The following is a 16,454-nucleotide window of genomic DNA, read 5'->3' as shown; positions in this document are numbered from 1 at the left end:
CGGGCGCGAATGCTTCTCGACTTCGCTCGAAGCGAACGGACCCTTTGAAACATGACCCAGAAAACCACCGCCACCTTCGTCAATATCGGTGAACGCACCAACGTCACCGGCTCTGCCAAGTTCAAGAAGCTGATCATGGCAGGCGACTATGCCGCCGCGATCGACATCGCGCGCGAGCAGGTGGAGAATGGCGCGCAGATCGTCGACGTCAACATGGACGAGGGGCTGCTCGACGCGGTCGAGGCGATGACGACCTTCCTCAAGCTCATGACGTCGGAACCGGACATCAGCCGCGTGCCGGTGATGATCGACTCTTCCAAATGGGATGTGATCGAGGCGGGCCTGAAATGCGTCAGCGGCAAGCCGATCGTCAATTCGATCAGCATGAAGGAGGGCGAGGAAGCCTTTCTGTTCCATGCCCGCAAATGCATGGCCTATGGCGCGGCGGCGGTCATCATGGCGTTCGACGAGACGGGCCAGGCCGACACGAAAGAGCGCAAGGTCGAGATTTGCGAGCGCGCCTACAAGCTGCTGATGACGATCGGTTTTCCGCCCGAAGACATCATCTTCGATCCCAATATTTTCGCCGTGGCGACGGGGATCGAGGAGCATAACAACTACGGCGTCGATTTCATCGAGGCGTGCCGGGAGATCAAGGCGCGCTGTCCGCATGTCCATATTTCGGGCGGCCTGTCCAACTTCTCCTTCTCCTTCCGTGGCAACGAGCCGGTGCGTCGGGCGATGCACAGCGTGTTCCTCTACCACGCCATTCCCGCCGGCCTCGACATGGCGATCGTCAATGCGGGCCAGCTCGATGTGTATGACACGATCGACCCGGTGCTGCGCAAGGCGTGCGAGGACGTGCTGCTGAACAGCGATCCCGACGCGGGGGAGCGGCTGGTCACGCTGGCCGAAAGCTATCGCGGCAAGGATGCGGCGACCGAAAAGGCGGCGCAGGAATGGCGCGGCTGGCCGGTCGCCAAGCGGCTGGAACATGCGCTGGTCAAGGGCATCGACATGTATGTGGTCGAGGATACGGAGGAAGCCCGCCTTGTCGCCGCCAAGCCGATCGAGGTGATCGAAGGGCCGTTGATGGACGGCATGAACGTGGTCGGCGACCTGTTCGGTGCGGGCAAGATGTTCCTGCCCCAGGTGGTGAAATCCGCCCGCGTCATGAAGAAGGCGGTCGCGCATCTGCTGCCCTTTATCGAGGCCGCCAAGGAGCCGGGCGCCAAGGGCAAGGGCAAAATCATCATGGCGACGGTCAAGGGCGACGTCCATGATATCGGCAAGAATATCGTCGGCGTGGTGCTCCAGTGCAACGGCTTCGACGTGGTCGACATGGGCGTGATGGTGCCGTGGCAGGACATCCTCAAGGCCGCGAACGATCATGACGCCGACATGATCGGCCTGTCGGGCCTCATCACCCCCTCGCTGGACGAGATGGTGACGGTGGCGCAGGAAATGCAGCGCGCGAACATGGTGATGCCGCTGCTGATCGGCGGCGCGACGACATCGCGCGTCCACACCGCGCTGCGCATCGATCCGGCCTTTACCGGCCCGGTCGTCCATGTGCTGGACGCCAGCCGCGCCGTGGGCGTGGCGACCGCGCTGGTGTCCGAAACGCAGAAGGACGCCTTCGTCGCCAAGACCAAGGATGATTATGAGCATGTCCGCGTCGCCCGCGCGAACAAGGGGCAAAGCGCGCTGGTGCCGATCGAGGACGCCCGCGCCAACGGATTCGAAATCGACGAGAGCCTCAAGGCACCGCGACCGCGCCTGCCCGGCGTGCATCGCTTCCCGAACTGGGATCTGGCCGATCTGGTCCCCTATATCGACTGGACGCCCTTCTTCCGCGCGTGGGAACTGGCGGGCAATTATCCCGCGATCCTGACCGACGAAGTGGTGGGCGAAAGCGCGTCCAGCCTGTTCGCCGACGCGCAGGCGATGCTGGACAAGATCGTCAAAGATAAATGGCTGACCGCGCGCGGTGTGGCGGGCCTGTGGCCCTGCCGCCGCGCCAATGACATGGGGGGCGACGACATCATCGTCCATGTCGAGGATGAAAAGCATGTCCGCCTGCCGATGCTGCGCCAGCAGATCCAGAAGCGGGAAGGGCGGGCCAATATGTGCCTCGCTGACTTCATCAGTCCTGACGGCGACTGGATGGGCGGGTTCGCCGTGTCGATCCACGGCATCGAACCGCATCTGGCGCGCTTCAAGAACGCGATCGATGACTATTCCGACATTCTTTTGAAGGCGCTGGCCGATCGTCTGGCCGAAGCCTTTGCCGAGCGGCTGCACCATTATGTCCGCACGGCGCTGTGGGGTTATGCCGAGGGCGAACAGTTGACCAACGAAGCGCTGATCAAGGAGCAATATCGCGGCATCCGCCCGGCGCCGGGCTATCCGGCCTGCCCGGAACATAGTTTGAAGCCGATCCTGTTCGACATGCTGGACGCCCATCATGCGACCGGCGCGACGCTGACGGAGAGTTTCGCGATGCTGCCGACTGCGGCGGTGAGCGGCTTTTACTTCGGCCACCCGCAAGCCGAATATTTCGGCGTCGCCCGCGTGGGTCGGGACCAGTTGGAAGATTATGCCCAGCGGCGCGGGATCGACCTGGAAACGGCCGAGCGCTATCTGCGTCCCAATCTGGATTAAGATACGAAAAACAACCGCTTGTTGCCGTATCGAGAATAAATTATGCCGTCCGATGTCGATCCTTCCGGTCGACATCGGGGGGACTCCTATGAAGATCATGTCTATTGCCCTGGGCGCCTGCGCCCTGATGCTTGCCGCGCCTGCTGTCGCTGGCGACCAGGACTTCACGCTGTTCAACAAGACCGGCTATGATATTGCCGAAGTCTATGTGTCGCCCGCCAAGTCGAAAAATTGGGGCGATGACGTGATGGAGGACGAGGTGCTGGAGGACGCGCATTCCGTGCCGATCACCTTCAAGGCCAAGAACGCCATCTGCAATTACGACCTGAAGGTCATCTTCACCGACGGCGACGAAGCCTATTGGACCAATTTCGACCTCTGCACGATCAGCAAGATCCAGATTTTCTGGAACCAAAAGACGCAGAAGGCGACCGCCAAGTGGGAATGACGCGGCGTTAACGCGGGACGCCGCTTCCGTCCCGCGATGGGGCGGTTTTTCGTTAACCCTATCCGTGCGTTGGCGCATGGGGTCGGGCGTTGTAGGCCTGTCGCCATGCGCATCCTGTCCACGACTCTGCTGCTGTCCGCAGCGATCACCGCCACCGCCTTCGCCCAGGGCGGCGGCGCGCCCTTCACCGTGGCGGAAAGCGGCCGCGCCTACGCCCGGCTGGGCGATGCGCTGGCTGCGATCGGCGACGGACGCGGGACCGTGGTGGTGGCGCCCGGCGCCTATCGCCAATGCGCGGTGCAGCAGGGCGGCGACGTCACCATCCGCGCGGCGACGCCGGGCACGGCTATTTTCGACGGCGTGGTATGCGAGGGCAAGGGCGGGTTCGTCCTGCGCGGCCGGTCCAGCACGGTCGATGGCGTCATCTTCCAGAATATGCGTGTGCCTGACGGCAACGGTGCGGGCATCCGGCTGGAAAGCGGCAGCCTGACCGTGCGCAACAGCCTGTTCCGCAACAGCGAGGAAGGCATATTGACCGGCGACTATGACGGCGGGCAGGTGGTCATCGACAAATCCACCTTCCGCCATCTGGGGCGCTGCGACCGCGATCTGGATTGCGCGCATGGCATCTATATCGGCCGCCTCGCCAGCCTGACCGTCACCAACAGCCGCTTCGACCAGGGCGATGGCGGCCATTATCTGAAAACCCGCACCGCCCGCGTCACCATCAGCGGCAACAGTTTCGACGACAGCGCCGGGCATCTGACCAACTATATGATCGACCTGTCCAACGGCGCGACCGGCAGCATCACGGGCAATGAAATGGTGCAGGGCAAGGACAAGGATAACTGGTCCGCCTTCATCACCGTGGCCCCCGAAGGCCGCGAACATAGCAGCGCGGGGCTGGTGATCGAGGGGAACAAGGTGGGCTTCGTGCCGGGCGTGGATCGCAACTCGACCTTCGTCGCCAATTTCACCGACGATGCGGTGCGGATCGGCGCGAACCAGCTGGCGCCCAGCATGAAGGTCAAGGATCGGCGCTGACTTGGGCGCGGCGTCGTGGTAGAAGGCGGCGATGCGCAGCACCTATGACAATGCCACCGTCCGCCTCTATCATCTGGGCGATGACGGCGCGGCCCGGACCATCATGTATGGCCCTTTGAGTCAGGCGCTGCATGTCGCGGAACAGCAGTCGGTAGAGGTGCAGGACGGCCTGTTCCTCGCCACCGACAATGATGTCGTCGCCTATCTGGACCTGATCGAAAGCTAACCATCCGCAAAGCCGAATGGCGTGCGGGTGCGGCGATAATCGTCGGGCAGCATGTCACGGCCGATCGGCGGGGCGGATCGGGCCATGCACTGGCTGCGGTGGCACAGGCGGCAGGTGACGCCGATTGGGGTTGGCTCCGGCGGCGGGGCGTCCTGCGTATAGATCAGGCGATGGGCATGGTCGGCCGCGCAGCAGAGCGCGATGGCGCGTTCGACCCGTGGCGCCCCCCAGCCCCCCCCGCCCGCCGTCACCGTGCGCGCGATCGAGAAGAAGCGCTGGCCGTCGGGCAGTTCCAGCCATTGCGTCACCACCTCGCGCGGGGTTTCGAACACGCGATGCACCGACCAGAGCGGGCAGGAGCCGCCATGGCGGGCGAAGGGAAAGCCCGCGCCGTCCAGCCGCTTGGAGACGTTGCCGGCCGGATCGACGCGCAGGAAGAAGAAAGGAACACGCTCCTGCCCCGGTTTCTGCAATGTGGTCAGGCGATGGGCGGTCTGTTCGAAACTGGCGCCGAACTGCCGGGCCAGCGCCTCCACATCGTAGCGCCGCGCCTCGACCGCCTTGGCGAAGGCGGTATAGGGCATCAGGATCGCGGCGGCGCCATAGCTGGCGAGCGCACGGCGGGCGAGGCGGCGGCCGCTTTCGCTGGCGAACTGGCCGTCCTTCAGGATCGCGTCGAAGCTCTTGCGCATGTCCAGATAGGCGATCTGGAGCGCCAGCTGGAAGGCGGAACTCGCGCCGTCCAGCGCATCGTCCAGCAGCACCGCGTCGCGATGGCGGTCGAGCCGGCGCATCGACCCGGCCATGACGTCGGAGGGCAAGCGGCGCACCCGAAGATTATGTTTCGCCTTGAGCCAGGCGATGAGGCCGCCTTCGGCCTCTGCCTCCGTCGCCAGTTTCTCCGCCGCGTCGTCCAACAGGGGGAAGCTGTTGCGGCGGACGGCGAGGAAGCGGCGCGATTCGGCGACGGGATCGGCGACATCCTCCTGCGGTTCCGTGTCCGCCCCCCGATCCGCCAGCGCCAGATGCTCCTCGCGATAGCTGGTGTAGAGGCGCAGCAGCGCTTCGGTGATGCCGGGATAATTGACCGCCACATCCCCGGTCGCCAGTTGCGGCAGGTCGATGTCCGCAAACATCGGGTCTTTGAGCACGGCCTGGAGCCGCGCGGTCTGTTCCGCGCCGCCGTCGCCCGCCACCTCCGCCATGTCCAGCTTGTAGGTGCGCGCCAGCCGCAACAGCATGTCGGCGGTCAGAGGGCGCTGGTTGCGTTCCAGTAGGGCCACATAGGAGGCGGAAATGTCGAGATCGGCGGCCATGTCGGCCTGGGTCAGGCCCAGTTCACGCCGCAGCCGCCGCAGTCGCGGCCCCATATAGACGGGACGATCCTTGGCCATGACTCATGCTCCTGTGCAGGCTTTACAACTTTACAGCAGATTTTTGTAAAGATCGACAACTGAACTTCAGGAGGACTGCCGCGCTGCGCCAGGGGGGCGTAGGCGAGGGGCAACAGCTCACCGACCGCAAGGACAACGGCCCATGACCTATCAGGACAATATCGCAAAGGCGCAGAGCCTCATCGGCAGCCACCCCGGCACGTGGGACGGCATCAACGCCGAATCCGTCGCCCGCATGAAGCTCCAGAACCGCTTCAACACCGGCCTCGACATCGCCAAATATACCGCTGGCATCATGCGCCGCGACATGGCCGCCTATGATCTGGACCCGGCCAACTACACCCAGTCGCTGGGCTGCTGGCACGGCTTCATCGGTCAGCAGAAGCTGATCGCGATCAAGAAGCATTTCGGCACGACGAAGCAGAAATATCTGTATCTGTCCGGCTGGATGGTCGCCGCGCTGCGCAGCGATTTCGGGCCGCTGCCCGACCAGTCGATGCATGAAAAGACCAGCGTCGCCGCGCTGATCGAGGAACTCTACACCTTCCTGAAGCAGGCCGACGCCCGCGAACTGGGCATGATGTTCCGCGATCTCGACAAGGCGCGCGAGGCGGGCAACGCGGTCGAGGCGCAACGCCTGACCCACGCCATCGACAATTATGAAACCCATGTCGTTCCGATCATCGCGGATATCGACGCAGGCTTCGGCAATGCCGAGGCGACCTATCTGCTCGCCAAGAAGATGATCGAGGCGGGCGCCTGCGCGCTCCAGATCGAGAATCAGGTTTCGGACGAAAAACAGTGCGGTCATCAGGACGGCAAGGTCACGGTGCCGCATGAAGACTTTCTCGCGAAGGTCCGTGCGTGCCGCTACGCCTTCCTGGAACTGGGCGTCGATGATGGCATCATCGTCACACGCACCGACTCGCTGGGCGCGGGCCTGACCAAGCAGATCGCGGTCAGCAAGGAAGCAGGCGACATTGGCGACCAGTATAACAGTTTCCTCGATTGCGAGGAGATCGACCCGGCGACGGCGAAGAATGGCGACGTCATCCTGAACCGCGACGGCAAGCTGTTGCGCCCCAAGCGCCTGCCCAGCAACCTGTTCCAGTTCCGCGAAGGCACCGGCGCGGATCGCTGCGTCCTCGATTGCATCACCTCGCTCCAGAACGGCGCGGACCTGCTGTGGATCGAGACGGAAAAGCCGCATATCGAACAGATCGCGTCGATGGTCGACCGCATCCGGGAAGTCATCCCCAACGCCAAGCTGGTCTACAACAATTCGCCCAGCTTCAACTGGACGCTGAACTTCCGCCAGCAGGTCTATGACGCCTTGGTCGAAGCCGGCGAGGATGTCAGCGCCTATGACCGGGCGAAGCTGATGAGCGCGGACTATGACGCGACGGAATTGGGCCGCGAAGCAGACGAGAAGATCCGCACCTTCCAGAAGGATGCGGCGGCGCGGGCGGGGATTTTCCACCACCTCATCACCTTGCCGACCTATCATACGGCGGCGCTCAGCACCGATAACCTGGCCAAGGACTATTTCGGCGAAGCCGGGATGCTCGGCTATGTCGAGGGCGTCCAGCGCAAGGAAATCCGCCAGGGCATCGCCTGCGTGAAGCATCAAAATATGAGCGGCAGCGATATTGGCGACGATCATAAGGATTATTTCGCTGGGGAAGCAGCGCTCAAGGCCGGTGGCGCACACAACACGATGAACCAGTTTGCGGCCTAGCAATCATATACTCCGTTCGCCCTGAACGAAGTCGAAGGGTTCAACCGAGCGGAGCGAGGCGCCTTTGCTTCGCTCCGGCAAGGGCTTCGACTTCGCTCAGCCTGAACGGATATTGAGGAGCATAGGAAGTGCAATTTGCGGCGTGCCGGCCGCAAGAAAAGCCAAAGCGCGGGGGCTTCGACACCGCCTCGCGATTTGGGTGGAAGAAACTGGACGACCCGGCGGCGCACCGCCGGGTCGTTTTTTTGTGTTTTCCAAGGAATGCGTGTTCCCACTTGGCGGGAACACCTGTGTATATGTTAAGCGACCCCCATCCGCTGCCGCACCGTCTGCTTCAAGATGTCGAGCGGCATCGCGCCCAGCGTCAGCACATCATGGAAGGCCTTGAGGTCGAACCTGTCGCCCTGCGCCTTCTTCACCTCGTCGCGCAACTGCGTCCACACGGTATGGCCGATCTTGTAGCTGCACGCCTGGCCCGGCCAGACGGTATAGCGGTCGATCTCCCCCTGGCTGCGGCCGCGCGCGATGCCGGTGGTGGCGATCAGGTAATCGGTCGCCTTTTCCCGGCTCCAGCGCTTGGCGTGCATCCCGCTGTCCACCACCAGACGGGTGGCGCGGAACAGGAGCGACTGGAGATAGCCGACCTGGCCCAGCGGATCGCCTTCATACATGCCCATTTCGTCGGCCAGTTGCTCCGAATAGAGCGCCCAGCCTTCGGAATAGCCGCTATAGCCGCCGCGCCGCCGGATCATGGGAATGGCATCGGATTCCAGCGCCACCGATACTTGCAGATGATGGCCCGGCACCGCTTCATGATGGGTCAGCGTCGCCAGCCCGAATTTGGGCCGGTCGAACGTGTCGCGCAGGTTGATATAATAGATGGCCGGCCGCGATCCGTCGAGCGAGGCGTTCTGATAATAGCCGCCCGGCGCGCCCGCCTGGATCGTCACCGGCACGCGGCGCACCTCGACCGGCGCCTTGGGCACGGTGTTGAACGATTCGCCAAGACGCGCCTGCATCGCCTTGATCTGGGTGTTGAGCTGCGCCAGCAGCGCCTCGCGACCCGGATCGGTGTTGGGGAAGAGCTGATCGGGGCGTTTGTTGAGCGCGACCAGCCGGTCGCCGACTGTGCCCTGGCTCATCCCCTGGCCTTTCAGGATCGCGTCGATCCGGCCGCTGATCTGCGCGACCTGATCCAGGCCCAGTTGGTGAATGTCATCGCCCGTCAGCTTGGTCGTGGTCGCGGCCTCAGCGGCGGCGGCGTAGAAGGCCTCGCCAGCGGGCAGACGCCAGCAGCCGGCGTCATGGCTGGCCTTGGCGCGTAGCTGCTGCACCAGCGCGCGCTGGCGATCGACGGCGGGGAAGATTTTCTCGGCGACGATCTTTTCCGCCTGGGCGGCGCGTTCGGGCGGCAGGCCGGCGGCGGCGAGCTTCTTGACGAAACTGGCGACGAGGACCGTCTGCGCGGCGGGCTGATCGCGCAGCGCCGCCTGCATCTTCATCGTCGTGTCGAGGATATAGTCCGGCGCGAACACGCCCTTGGCCGCGTCCGTCTTTTGCCGGGCCAGTTCGCCGTCCATCGCGGCGGGGAAGGCTTCCAGACGGGCGAGATAGGCGTCGGCGTCGGCCGCGTCCTTCACCCGATGCTGCGAATCGAGGAAGTCGGGAATTTCGCGATAGCTGCCGGTCAACTGGCTGAGGATATAGGGCGCATAGCGGCCCGCCGTTTCGCCATAGCCGAAGCGTTCGCCGCTAACGGCGCGGTCGAGTTGATAGGCGACGACGTCATAGTCGAGCTGGCTGGCCTGGCTCAGCTTGGCGCGATCGACGCTGGCCAGCCGCTTCGCCTGCGCCTTGGTGCGGGCGAGGTCGCGGGCCGCGCCGGCGGCGCTGGTGTCGGACAGCTTGCCGCGCAGCGCCGCGCGCGCGCCGGTGTCGAGGCCGAGGCGCGTCGCCTGTTCGGGCGATTCGGCGAGCCGGGCGTAGAAGAAATCGTCCAGCATCGCGCGGAAACGGGTGTCGGCTCCGCCTGCCTGCGCAAAGGCGCTGGGGGTGGCGGCGGCGATGGCGGTGGCGCCGCTGGTGGCGAGGAATTGGCGTCGGTTCACGACAAAATGCTCCATGGATCAAGGGAGGGCGGCAAGGGGGCGCCGCCCGCGATGAGGCCTTGTGCCGCGATGAGAAGGGCTTGGCTAGGGTTCAACGTCATGTGATCCCGCGCAGGCGGGAGCACGGAGTTTGCATAAGCCCAGCTTGTAAGCTGCACGGATCGTTGCAGCTGTTTCGCCGCCACCCGATACGCTAAAACGCGCGCACCTTGCACAGGGAGGAACCGCATGGCCTACACGCTCATCACAGCCAATCGTAATTACAGCAGTTGGTCGCTGCGCCCCTGGGTGCTGATGACGGCGCTGGGCATCGCGTTCGAAGACCGGATCGAGCCGTTCGCGTCCGCCACCAACTATGCGGCGTTCCGCAGTTTCTCGCCGACCGGACAGGTGCCGGCGCTGATCGACAGGGCCAATGGGGAAGAGCGCACCATCTGGGATTCGCTCGGCATCATCCTCTATCTGGCGGACCGCCATCCTGGCGTCTGGCCGGCGGACGAGGCTGCGCGCGCTTTTGCCCAATGCGCTGCGGCGGAAATGCACAGCGGCTTTTCGACCTTGCGCAACGACTGCACCATGAATGTGGGCGTGCGCGTCGAGCCGCATGTCCACTCGCCCGCGCTGGGCCGGGACATCGCCCGCCTGCGGGAATTGTGGGAGCAGGGGTTGGACCGGTTCGGTGGTCCCTTCCTCGCCGGCAGCAGCTTCACCGCAGTCGATGCCTTCTATGCGCCGGTGGCGTTCCGCGTGCGCACCTATGGGCTGGATGTCGGCCCGCAAGCACAAGCCTGGGTCGATCATATGCTGGCCCATCCCGCCATGCTCCGGTGGGAGGAAGCGGCGCTGGCGGAAAGCTGGCGTGAGGACAGCCATGAGGCGGAGATGGGCGCGGCGGGCAGGATCATCGCGGACTATCGGGCGGTGTAACATTCTTGCCCGCCTGATGGCGAAAACAGGACAAATCGGTCGCTCACCCCCTTTCCCGATCGCCCCGACGGGTCTAGGGGGTGAGGACTATGGTCAAAGCTCGCACCCTCTACGAAAAGATCTGGGACGCGCACGTCGTCGAACGGCGTCCCGATGGCACCTGCCTCATCTATATCGACCGCCACCTCGTCCATGAAGTGACGAGCCCGCAGGCGTTCGAAGGGCTACGCCTCGCCGGCCGAAAAGTGCGCCGGCCCGATCTGACGCTGGCCGTGCCGGACCATAATCTGCCCACCACGCCGCGCCGCGACGCGGATGGCAAGCGCATCCCGATCGCCGATCCCGAAAGCGCCCAGCAACTGGCCGCGCTGGAGCGCAATGCGCCGGAGTTCGGCGTGCGCCTGATCGGCGACGCCGATGCGGAACAGGGCATCGTCCACGTCATCGGGCCGGAACAGGGCTTCACCTTGCCCGGCACCACGCTGGTCTGCGGCGACAGCCATACGTCCTCGCACGGCGCGCTGGGCGCGCTGGCCTTTGGCATCGGCACGTCGGAGGTCGAGCATGTGCTGGCCACCCAGACGCTGCTGCTCAAGCAATCCAAGACGATGGCCGTCGTCGTCGATGGCGCACTGGCGCCGGGCGTCACGGCCAAGGATGTCGCGCTGGCCATTTGCGGCACGATCGGCACGGCGGGCGGCACCGGCTATGTCATGGAATATCGGGGTTCCGTGTTTCGCGACATGTCGATCGAAGGTCGCCTGACCGTCGCCAACATGTCGATCGAGGCGGGCGCGCGGTCGGGCCTGTTCGCGCCGGACGAGAAAACCTTCGCCTATATCGAGGGCCGCCCGATGGCGCCCAAGGGCGCGGATTTCGACGCGGCCGTCGCCTATTGGCGCACGCTGCATACGGACGAGGGCGCGGTGTTCGACAAGACCGTGGTGATCGACGCCGCCGACATCGTGCCCAACGTCACCTGGGGCACCAGCCCGGAGGATGTCGTCGCCGTGACGGGCGTGGTGCCCGATCCGTCGAGCTTCGCCGATCCGTCCAAGCAGGCGGCGGCGCAGAAGTCGCTCGACTATATGGGGCTGACGGCAGGGCAAAGACTCGCCGACGTCGCCATCGAACATATTTTCATCGGCAGCTGCACCAACAGCCGGATCGAGGATCTGCGCGCCGCGGCGTCGCTGCTCAAAGGCCGCCATATCGCGGCGGGCATCAAGCACGCCATGGTCGTGCCCGGTTCCGGCCTGGTCAAGCGCCAGGCGGAGGAAGAAGGGCTGGACCGCGTCTTCCTCGACGCCGGTTTCGAATGGCGCGAGCCGGGTTGTTCTGCGTGCCTGGGGATGAACCCGGACAAGGTGCCTGCGGGCGAACGCTGCGCTTCGACCAGCAACCGCAATTTCATGGGCCGCCAGGGGCCGGGATCGCGCACCCATCTGGTGTCGCCCGCCATGGCGGCGGCGGCGGCCATCACCGGGCGGCTGACCGATGTGCGCGAATTGCTGAATAACAAAGAGGGTGTGGTCGCATGAAGAAGATTTTCTGGCTGCTGACGCTGGGCGCACTGGCCAGCGCCGCCATGGCCGCGACCCTGGGCCGGGCCGAAGACACGCCGGCCGCCGAGGCGAAGAAGGTTCACTAATGGACAAGCTGACGACCGTCGACGGCCGGGCCTATCCGTTCGGGATGAAGAATGTCGATACCGACATCGTCATCCCGGCGCATTGGCTCAAGACGATTTCGCGCAGCGGCCTTGGCAAGGGCGCGTTCGAAGTGCTGCGCAAGGAACCGGGCAACGTCTTTGACGATCCCGCCTATGTCGGCAGCCCGATCCTGATCGCGGGCGACAATTTTGGCTGCGGGTCCAGCCGCGAACATGCCGCCTGGGCGCTCGGCGACCTCGGCATCAAGGTGGTGATCGCGCCCAGCTTCTCCGACATTTTCTCTGGAAACGCCTTCAAAAACGGCATCTTGACCGTGGTGCTGCCGCAGGCGGCCATCGACCGGCTGATGGACGTCGCCAAAGGCGTGAACGGGACGCCCGATCCGATCCATATCGATCTGGAATCGCAGACCGTCACCACGCAATTTCAGGATCGCTTCACGTTCGAAATCGATCCCTTCCGCAAACATTGCCTGTTGGGCGGGCTGGACGAGATCGGTCTGACTCTGGACCAGTCGGATCTGATCGGCGGCTATGAGGCGAAACAGGCGCAGGATCGCCCCTGGATCGTGCCCGCGGCCGTTGCGTAACGACGCGCTTCTGCCTATCTTTCCTAACCAGACGGCATTTCAACGGGGCTTTGACGCATGACCACCTTCGACGATCGCGAACGGGCGTTCGAAAATATGTTCGCCAACGATCAGGAACTGCAGTTCCGCATCCAGGCGCGCCGCAACCGCCTGCTGGGCGAATGGGCTGCCGTGAAGATGGGCCTGACCCCGGAAGAAACCGACGCCTATGCCAAGGCGGTCGTGCAGGCCGATTTCGAGGAAGCGGGCGACGAGGATGTCATCCGCAAGCTGGTGGGCGACATGACGTCGGCCGGGATCGACATCGATGAAGCCGGCGTGCGCGCCGCGCTGGACGAGCAGGCGGTGATCGCCCGCCGCATGTTCATCGAAGCCCAATAAGGCCGCGATCCCATGCCGATGGCCGCCGACGATATTGCGGACATGATCCGCACCGCGATTCCGGATGCTGAGGTCGAGATTACCGACCTGGCCGGGGATGGCGACCATTATGCGGCGAAAGTCGTGGCGGAAAGCTTTCGCGGCATGAGCCGGGTCGCGCAGCAGCGCGCCGTCTATGCCGCGCTGGGCGGACGCATGGGCGGCGTGCTGCACGCCTTGCAACTGACCACCGCCGTTCCCAACTAATCCTTCGATAGATTTGCGCTCCGCGGACGGGGCGCCAGACAGGACTGGACCTTAGACATGACCGACGCCGTGCATCAGCGGATTGCCGAACTTGTGGGCGCCCATGACGTGGTGCTGTTCATGAAGGGCACGCCGCTCTTCCCGCAATGCGGCTTTTCCAGCCGCGCCATCGCGATCCTGGAACATCTGGGCGTCGCCTATGACACGGTCGACGTCTTGCAGGACCAGGCTGTGCGGCAGGGCATCAAGGCCTTTTCCGACTGGCCGACCATCCCCCAGCTTTATGTGAAGGGCGAATTCGTCGGCGGCAGCGACATCATGATGGAAATGTACGAGGCTGGCGAATTGCAGCAGTTGATGACCGACCAGGGCGTCGCCGCCAGTTAAGCGGGGCTGGGTCTGACGGTTTGCGAAGGGCGGTCCGGGTTCGGCCGCCCTTTTTTGTTGCTTTGAGTGGCTGTCCGCCATTCCCCTTCCGCTTGCGGGAGGGGCAGCGAGACTTGCGCGCGGAGCGCGTTAGTCGCAGCGCGGTGGGCCGTTGCGACGTCCTGCCCACCCCCTAACTCCCTCCCGCCAGCGGGGGGGGGGAATGTCCGATTCTGGTCGCACCCAGTCACATCGAGACCATGGTCGAGGATAAGGGAGAAGCCCACCGGGTGGGGGATGCTGGCGGAGACGGCCTGCATCCCCCGATAGGTAAACGGTGGGAACGCGACCAATGTCGCAATGACTGTGCCACAATGGTGCGTTTGCAGGAAAGCGCGGGTTCCAAAGGTTAACGCCTCGACCGCCTTCATCCGCTTTGTCAAATTTTCCGACATATCGCGCCTTTTCAACGCGAAGTGTGACGCTCCACCGCTGCGAACGCCCATTGACTACATCCGTAATCGATGCGATTACATCTGTGGTTGTTAAATATGCGAGTCGGGTGAGGCCAGGTGACTGAGAAGATCAGCGAAGCGGAACTGGTGGTGATGGAGGCGTTGTGGGAAACCGCGCCGCAGACCGCCAATGACGTGTCGGATCGGGTCGCCGCCGACCGCGACTGGAGCCTGCAAACGGTCAAGACCTTGCTGTCGCGGCTGATGGCCAAGGATATCATCGCCGCCGACCAGGATGGCCGCCGCTTTCTCTATCGCCCGATGGTGGCGCGCGACGATTATGTCGCGGGCGAATCCGGGCGGCTGGTGAACCGGCTGTTTGGCGGGCGGGTGTCGCCGCTGGTCGCCCAGTTGGCGCAACAGGATCAATTGACGGCGGACGATATCGCCGAGCTTGAGGCCATCCTGAAGGGGTTGAAATCATGAGCGTCTGGCTGGCCGAAACGCTGATCGCCACCACCTTGCTGATGGCGCTGGTCATGATGTTGCGCCGGCCGGTGGCGCGCTGGCTGGGGGCAGGGGCGGCCTATTGGCTCTGGGCGCTGCCGCTCGCGCGGATGCTGTTGCCCGCGCTGCCACGCGACGTCGATCCCTCGCCGCTGCATGTCGCGGTCGATCAGGCGGGCCTGCCGGACCTGCTGACGGTCGCACCCGCCGCATCGGTCGCTTCATCCGCGCCGTCTTTCCCCTGGCTGGAGATCGGCATCGGCATGTGGTTCGTCGGGCTGCTCGCTTTTCTGGCAGTGCAGGCCGTGGGCTATGGGCGGTTCCGCCGCCATATGCTGGATGGCGCGACGCCGATCGGGGAGGAGGGGCGCATCCGCCTCATCACCAGCCCCCATGCGTCCGGGCCGCTCGCCTTCGGGGTGTTGCGCCCCTATATCGTGCTGCCCGCCGATTTCGCGCTGCGCTATGACGCGCAGGAACAGGATATGGCGATCGCCCATGAACGGGCGCATCATGAGCGCGGCGACCTGGCCGCCAACATGATCGCGCTGCTGCTGCTGGCGGTGCATTGGTGCAATCCGGTCGCATGGATCGCCTATCGCGCCTATCGCGCCGACCAGGAAACCGCCTGCGACGCGCGCGTCCTCTCGCTCTACGGCCGCGACCAGGCCCATGCCTATGGCCGCGCCATCTTGAAGGCGGCGGGCGGCCGGCAATTTGCGGGCGCCTGCCATCTCACCCGTATCACGACGTTGAAAGGGAGGCTGAAAATGCTGTCCAACCATGATGTTTCGCTTCAGCGTATCAGTTGGGGCATGGCCGCCGTCGCGGTTGTCACCGCCGCAGGGTTGGCGCTCACCGCATCGGGCAGCCGCGCCGCGCAGCAGATGGCGGCGATCACTGACAAGGTGGAAGGCGCCGACTTCGCCAAATTGTCCAATCTGGTGTCGCAGCCCGTAGCGGCGACCGTACCGACACTGGCCGAAGGTGCCGCGATCCCTGCTGTGCCAGCCGTCCCGGCGGCCAGCGCGGCCGATGATGCATGGCCCTCGCCAGCGCCCATGGCCCCGCCCGCGCCGATCGTGCCCGCCGCCGACATGATCGCCCCGGTGCCGCCCGCGCCGCCGGTGCCCCCCGTCGTGCGCAATGAAAAGGGTCGGATGACCGTCACCCATGCCGACGGTCGTGTCGAAACGCACCGTATCCCGACGGAGGCGGACATCGCCCGGATGGTGCCGGTGGTCGATGTGCGCGAAGGTTGCGATGGCGGCAGGGACGCCACCACCCGTCGCGAAAGCGTGGACGCCAATGGCCGTCGCCATATCCGGGTGCGTATCTGCAACGCGGCGATCGAGCGGGCGGCCCAACGCTCCGCCGACATGGCCGGGATGCAAGCCGATCGCGCCGCGCGGCAGGCGGATATTGCCGAGGCCCGCGCCGAGCGGGCGGCCCGCCGTTCCGAGCAGGCGGCCGACCTTCAGGCGGATCGGGCGGAGCGGCAGGCCGACATCGCCGAAGCCCGCGCCGAACGCGCCGCGCGTTCCGACCATGTTGCGGCGCTGAATGGCCTGCGCACCGCGCGGGGCCAGATCGCCCGCAACACGTCCATGCCTGCCTATGCCCGCGCGCAGGCGCTGCGTGAAATCGACCAGTCGATCGCGGAACTGCGTAACGACCAGCCCTGATAT

General features: G+C 64.7%; 15 protein-coding genes. 13 read left to right on the top strand and 2 right to left on the bottom strand.

Annotated elements, in window-relative coordinates; translation table 11 throughout:
• The first annotated feature begins 51 nt into the window (after window positions 1–51).
• The 4 genes from metH (at window position 52) to V473_RS12555 (ending at window position 4,382) form a co-directional block, all read left to right on the top strand.
• Complete coding sequence (metH, locus tag V473_RS12570) at window positions 52–2,664, top strand: methionine synthase (RefSeq protein WP_066604542.1); 2,613 nt, start codon at window positions 52–54, stop codon at window positions 2,662–2,664.
• An 88-nt stretch (window positions 2,665–2,752) separates the two neighbouring features.
• A complete protein-coding gene (locus tag V473_RS12565) occupies window positions 2,753–3,112 on the top strand; it encodes an argininosuccinate lyase (RefSeq protein ID WP_066604539.1) in 360 nt (119 codons plus the stop codon).
• A gap of 105 nt (window positions 3,113–3,217) precedes the next feature.
• Window positions 3,218–4,156 (top strand): right-handed parallel beta-helix repeat-containing protein, encoded by a 939-nt coding sequence (locus V473_RS12560; protein WP_066604536.1) that lies wholly within the window; start codon window positions 3,218–3,220, stop codon window positions 4,154–4,156.
• A gap of 31 nt (window positions 4,157–4,187) precedes the next feature.
• Window positions 4,188–4,382 (top strand): hypothetical protein, encoded by a 195-nt coding sequence (locus tag V473_RS12555; protein ID WP_066604534.1) that lies wholly within the window; start codon window positions 4,188–4,190, stop codon window positions 4,380–4,382.
• Here V473_RS12555 and V473_RS12550 read toward each other — a convergent pair.
• Complete coding sequence (locus tag V473_RS12550) at window positions 4,379–5,776, bottom strand: helix-turn-helix domain-containing protein (RefSeq protein WP_066604532.1); 1,398 nt, start codon at window positions 5,774–5,776, stop codon at window positions 4,379–4,381. The two genes, V473_RS12555 and V473_RS12550, sit on opposite strands and share 4 nt — an antisense overlap.
• 142 nt (window positions 5,777–5,918) lie before the next feature.
• Between V473_RS12550 and V473_RS12545 the strand changes: the two genes are divergently transcribed.
• On the top strand, window positions 5,919–7,514 hold the full coding sequence (locus tag V473_RS12545; RefSeq protein ID WP_066604525.1) for an isocitrate lyase: 1,596 nt from the start codon (window positions 5,919–5,921) through the stop codon (window positions 7,512–7,514).
• A gap of 299 nt (window positions 7,515–7,813) precedes the next feature.
• On the opposite strand, the gene V473_RS12540 is transcribed toward V473_RS12545, so the two are convergent.
• A complete protein-coding gene (locus tag V473_RS12540; RefSeq protein WP_066605658.1) occupies window positions 7,814–9,622 on the bottom strand; it encodes a DUF885 domain-containing protein in 1,809 nt (602 codons plus the stop codon).
• A gap of 228 nt (window positions 9,623–9,850) precedes the next feature.
• On the opposite strand from V473_RS12540, the gene V473_RS12535 reads away from it, so the two are divergent.
• The 8 genes from V473_RS12535 to V473_RS12495 all read left to right on the top strand — a co-directional run bounded on the left by V473_RS12535 (window position 9,851) and on the right by V473_RS12495 (window position 16,451).
• Window positions 9,851–10,549: a glutathione S-transferase family protein gene (locus V473_RS12535; RefSeq protein ID WP_066604523.1), complete on the top strand. Its 699-nt coding sequence runs from the start codon at window positions 9,851–9,853 to the stop codon at window positions 10,547–10,549.
• 89 nt (window positions 10,550–10,638) lie between these two features.
• Complete coding sequence (leuC, locus tag V473_RS12530) at window positions 10,639–12,090, top strand: 3-isopropylmalate dehydratase large subunit (RefSeq protein ID WP_066604522.1); 1,452 nt, start codon at window positions 10,639–10,641, stop codon at window positions 12,088–12,090.
• A gap of 109 nt (window positions 12,091–12,199) precedes the next feature.
• Window positions 12,200–12,811, top strand: a complete 612-nt coding sequence (leuD, locus tag V473_RS12525) for a 3-isopropylmalate dehydratase small subunit (protein ID WP_066604520.1) — start codon at window positions 12,200–12,202, stop codon at window positions 12,809–12,811.
• Between the two features lie 57 nt (window positions 12,812–12,868).
• Entirely contained in the window at window positions 12,869–13,192 is a 324-nt protein-coding gene (locus tag V473_RS12520; RefSeq protein ID WP_066604518.1) for a DUF1476 domain-containing protein, read from the top strand.
• A 12-nt stretch (window positions 13,193–13,204) separates the two neighbouring features.
• Entirely contained in the window at window positions 13,205–13,438 is a 234-nt protein-coding gene (locus V473_RS12515) for a BolA/IbaG family iron-sulfur metabolism protein (protein ID WP_066604516.1), read from the top strand.
• A 57-nt stretch (window positions 13,439–13,495) separates the two neighbouring features.
• Complete coding sequence (grxD, locus tag V473_RS12510) at window positions 13,496–13,825, top strand: Grx4 family monothiol glutaredoxin (protein WP_066604514.1); 330 nt, start codon at window positions 13,496–13,498, stop codon at window positions 13,823–13,825.
• Between the two features lie 551 nt (window positions 13,826–14,376).
• On the top strand, window positions 14,377–14,745 hold the full coding sequence (locus V473_RS12500) for a BlaI/MecI/CopY family transcriptional regulator (RefSeq protein WP_066604508.1): 369 nt from the start codon (window positions 14,377–14,379) through the stop codon (window positions 14,743–14,745).
• Complete coding sequence (locus V473_RS12495) at window positions 14,742–16,451, top strand: M56 family metallopeptidase (protein ID WP_066604502.1); 1,710 nt, start codon at window positions 14,742–14,744, stop codon at window positions 16,449–16,451. The genes V473_RS12500 and V473_RS12495 overlap by 4 nt, the downstream gene beginning before the upstream one ends.
• Window positions 16,452–16,454: the final 3 nt, after the last annotated feature.

Source organism: Sphingobium cupriresistens LL01 (assembly GCF_001046645.1).
Classification (GTDB): domain Bacteria; phylum Pseudomonadota; class Alphaproteobacteria; order Sphingomonadales; family Sphingomonadaceae; genus Sphingobium; species Sphingobium cupriresistens.
Note: the sequence above shows the minus strand (reverse complement) of the source record. Positions and strands in the feature narration are given on the sequence as shown.

What these genes read in the sequence shown, in the direction of transcription:
- metH (WP_066604542.1), top strand. Translation starts at nt 52, where the DNA reads ATGACCCAGAAAACCACCGCCACCTTCGTCAATATCGGTGAACGCACC.
- V473_RS12565 (WP_066604539.1), top strand. Translation starts at nt 2,753, where the DNA reads ATGAAGATCATGTCTATTGCCCTGGGCGCCTGCGCCCTGATGCTTGCC.
- V473_RS12560 (WP_066604536.1), top strand. Translation starts at nt 3,218, where the DNA reads ATGCGCATCCTGTCCACGACTCTGCTGCTGTCCGCAGCGATCACCGCC.
- V473_RS12555 (WP_066604534.1), top strand. Translation starts at nt 4,188, where the DNA reads ATGCGCAGCACCTATGACAATGCCACCGTCCGCCTCTATCATCTGGGC.
- V473_RS12550 (WP_066604532.1), bottom strand. Translation starts at nt 5,776, where the DNA reads ATGGCCAAGGATCGTCCCGTCTATATGGGGCCGCGACTGCGGCGGCTG.
- V473_RS12545 (WP_066604525.1), top strand. Translation starts at nt 5,919, where the DNA reads ATGACCTATCAGGACAATATCGCAAAGGCGCAGAGCCTCATCGGCAGC.
- V473_RS12535 (WP_066604523.1), top strand. Translation starts at nt 9,851, where the DNA reads ATGGCCTACACGCTCATCACAGCCAATCGTAATTACAGCAGTTGGTCG.
- leuC (WP_066604522.1), top strand. Translation starts at nt 10,639, where the DNA reads ATGGTCAAAGCTCGCACCCTCTACGAAAAGATCTGGGACGCGCACGTC.
- leuD (WP_066604520.1), top strand. Translation starts at nt 12,200, where the DNA reads ATGGACAAGCTGACGACCGTCGACGGCCGGGCCTATCCGTTCGGGATG.
- V473_RS12520 (WP_066604518.1), top strand. Translation starts at nt 12,869, where the DNA reads ATGACCACCTTCGACGATCGCGAACGGGCGTTCGAAAATATGTTCGCC.
- V473_RS12515 (WP_066604516.1), top strand. Translation starts at nt 13,205, where the DNA reads ATGCCGATGGCCGCCGACGATATTGCGGACATGATCCGCACCGCGATT.
- grxD (WP_066604514.1), top strand. Translation starts at nt 13,496, where the DNA reads ATGACCGACGCCGTGCATCAGCGGATTGCCGAACTTGTGGGCGCCCAT.
- V473_RS12495 (WP_066604502.1), top strand. Translation starts at nt 14,742, where the DNA reads ATGAGCGTCTGGCTGGCCGAAACGCTGATCGCCACCACCTTGCTGATG.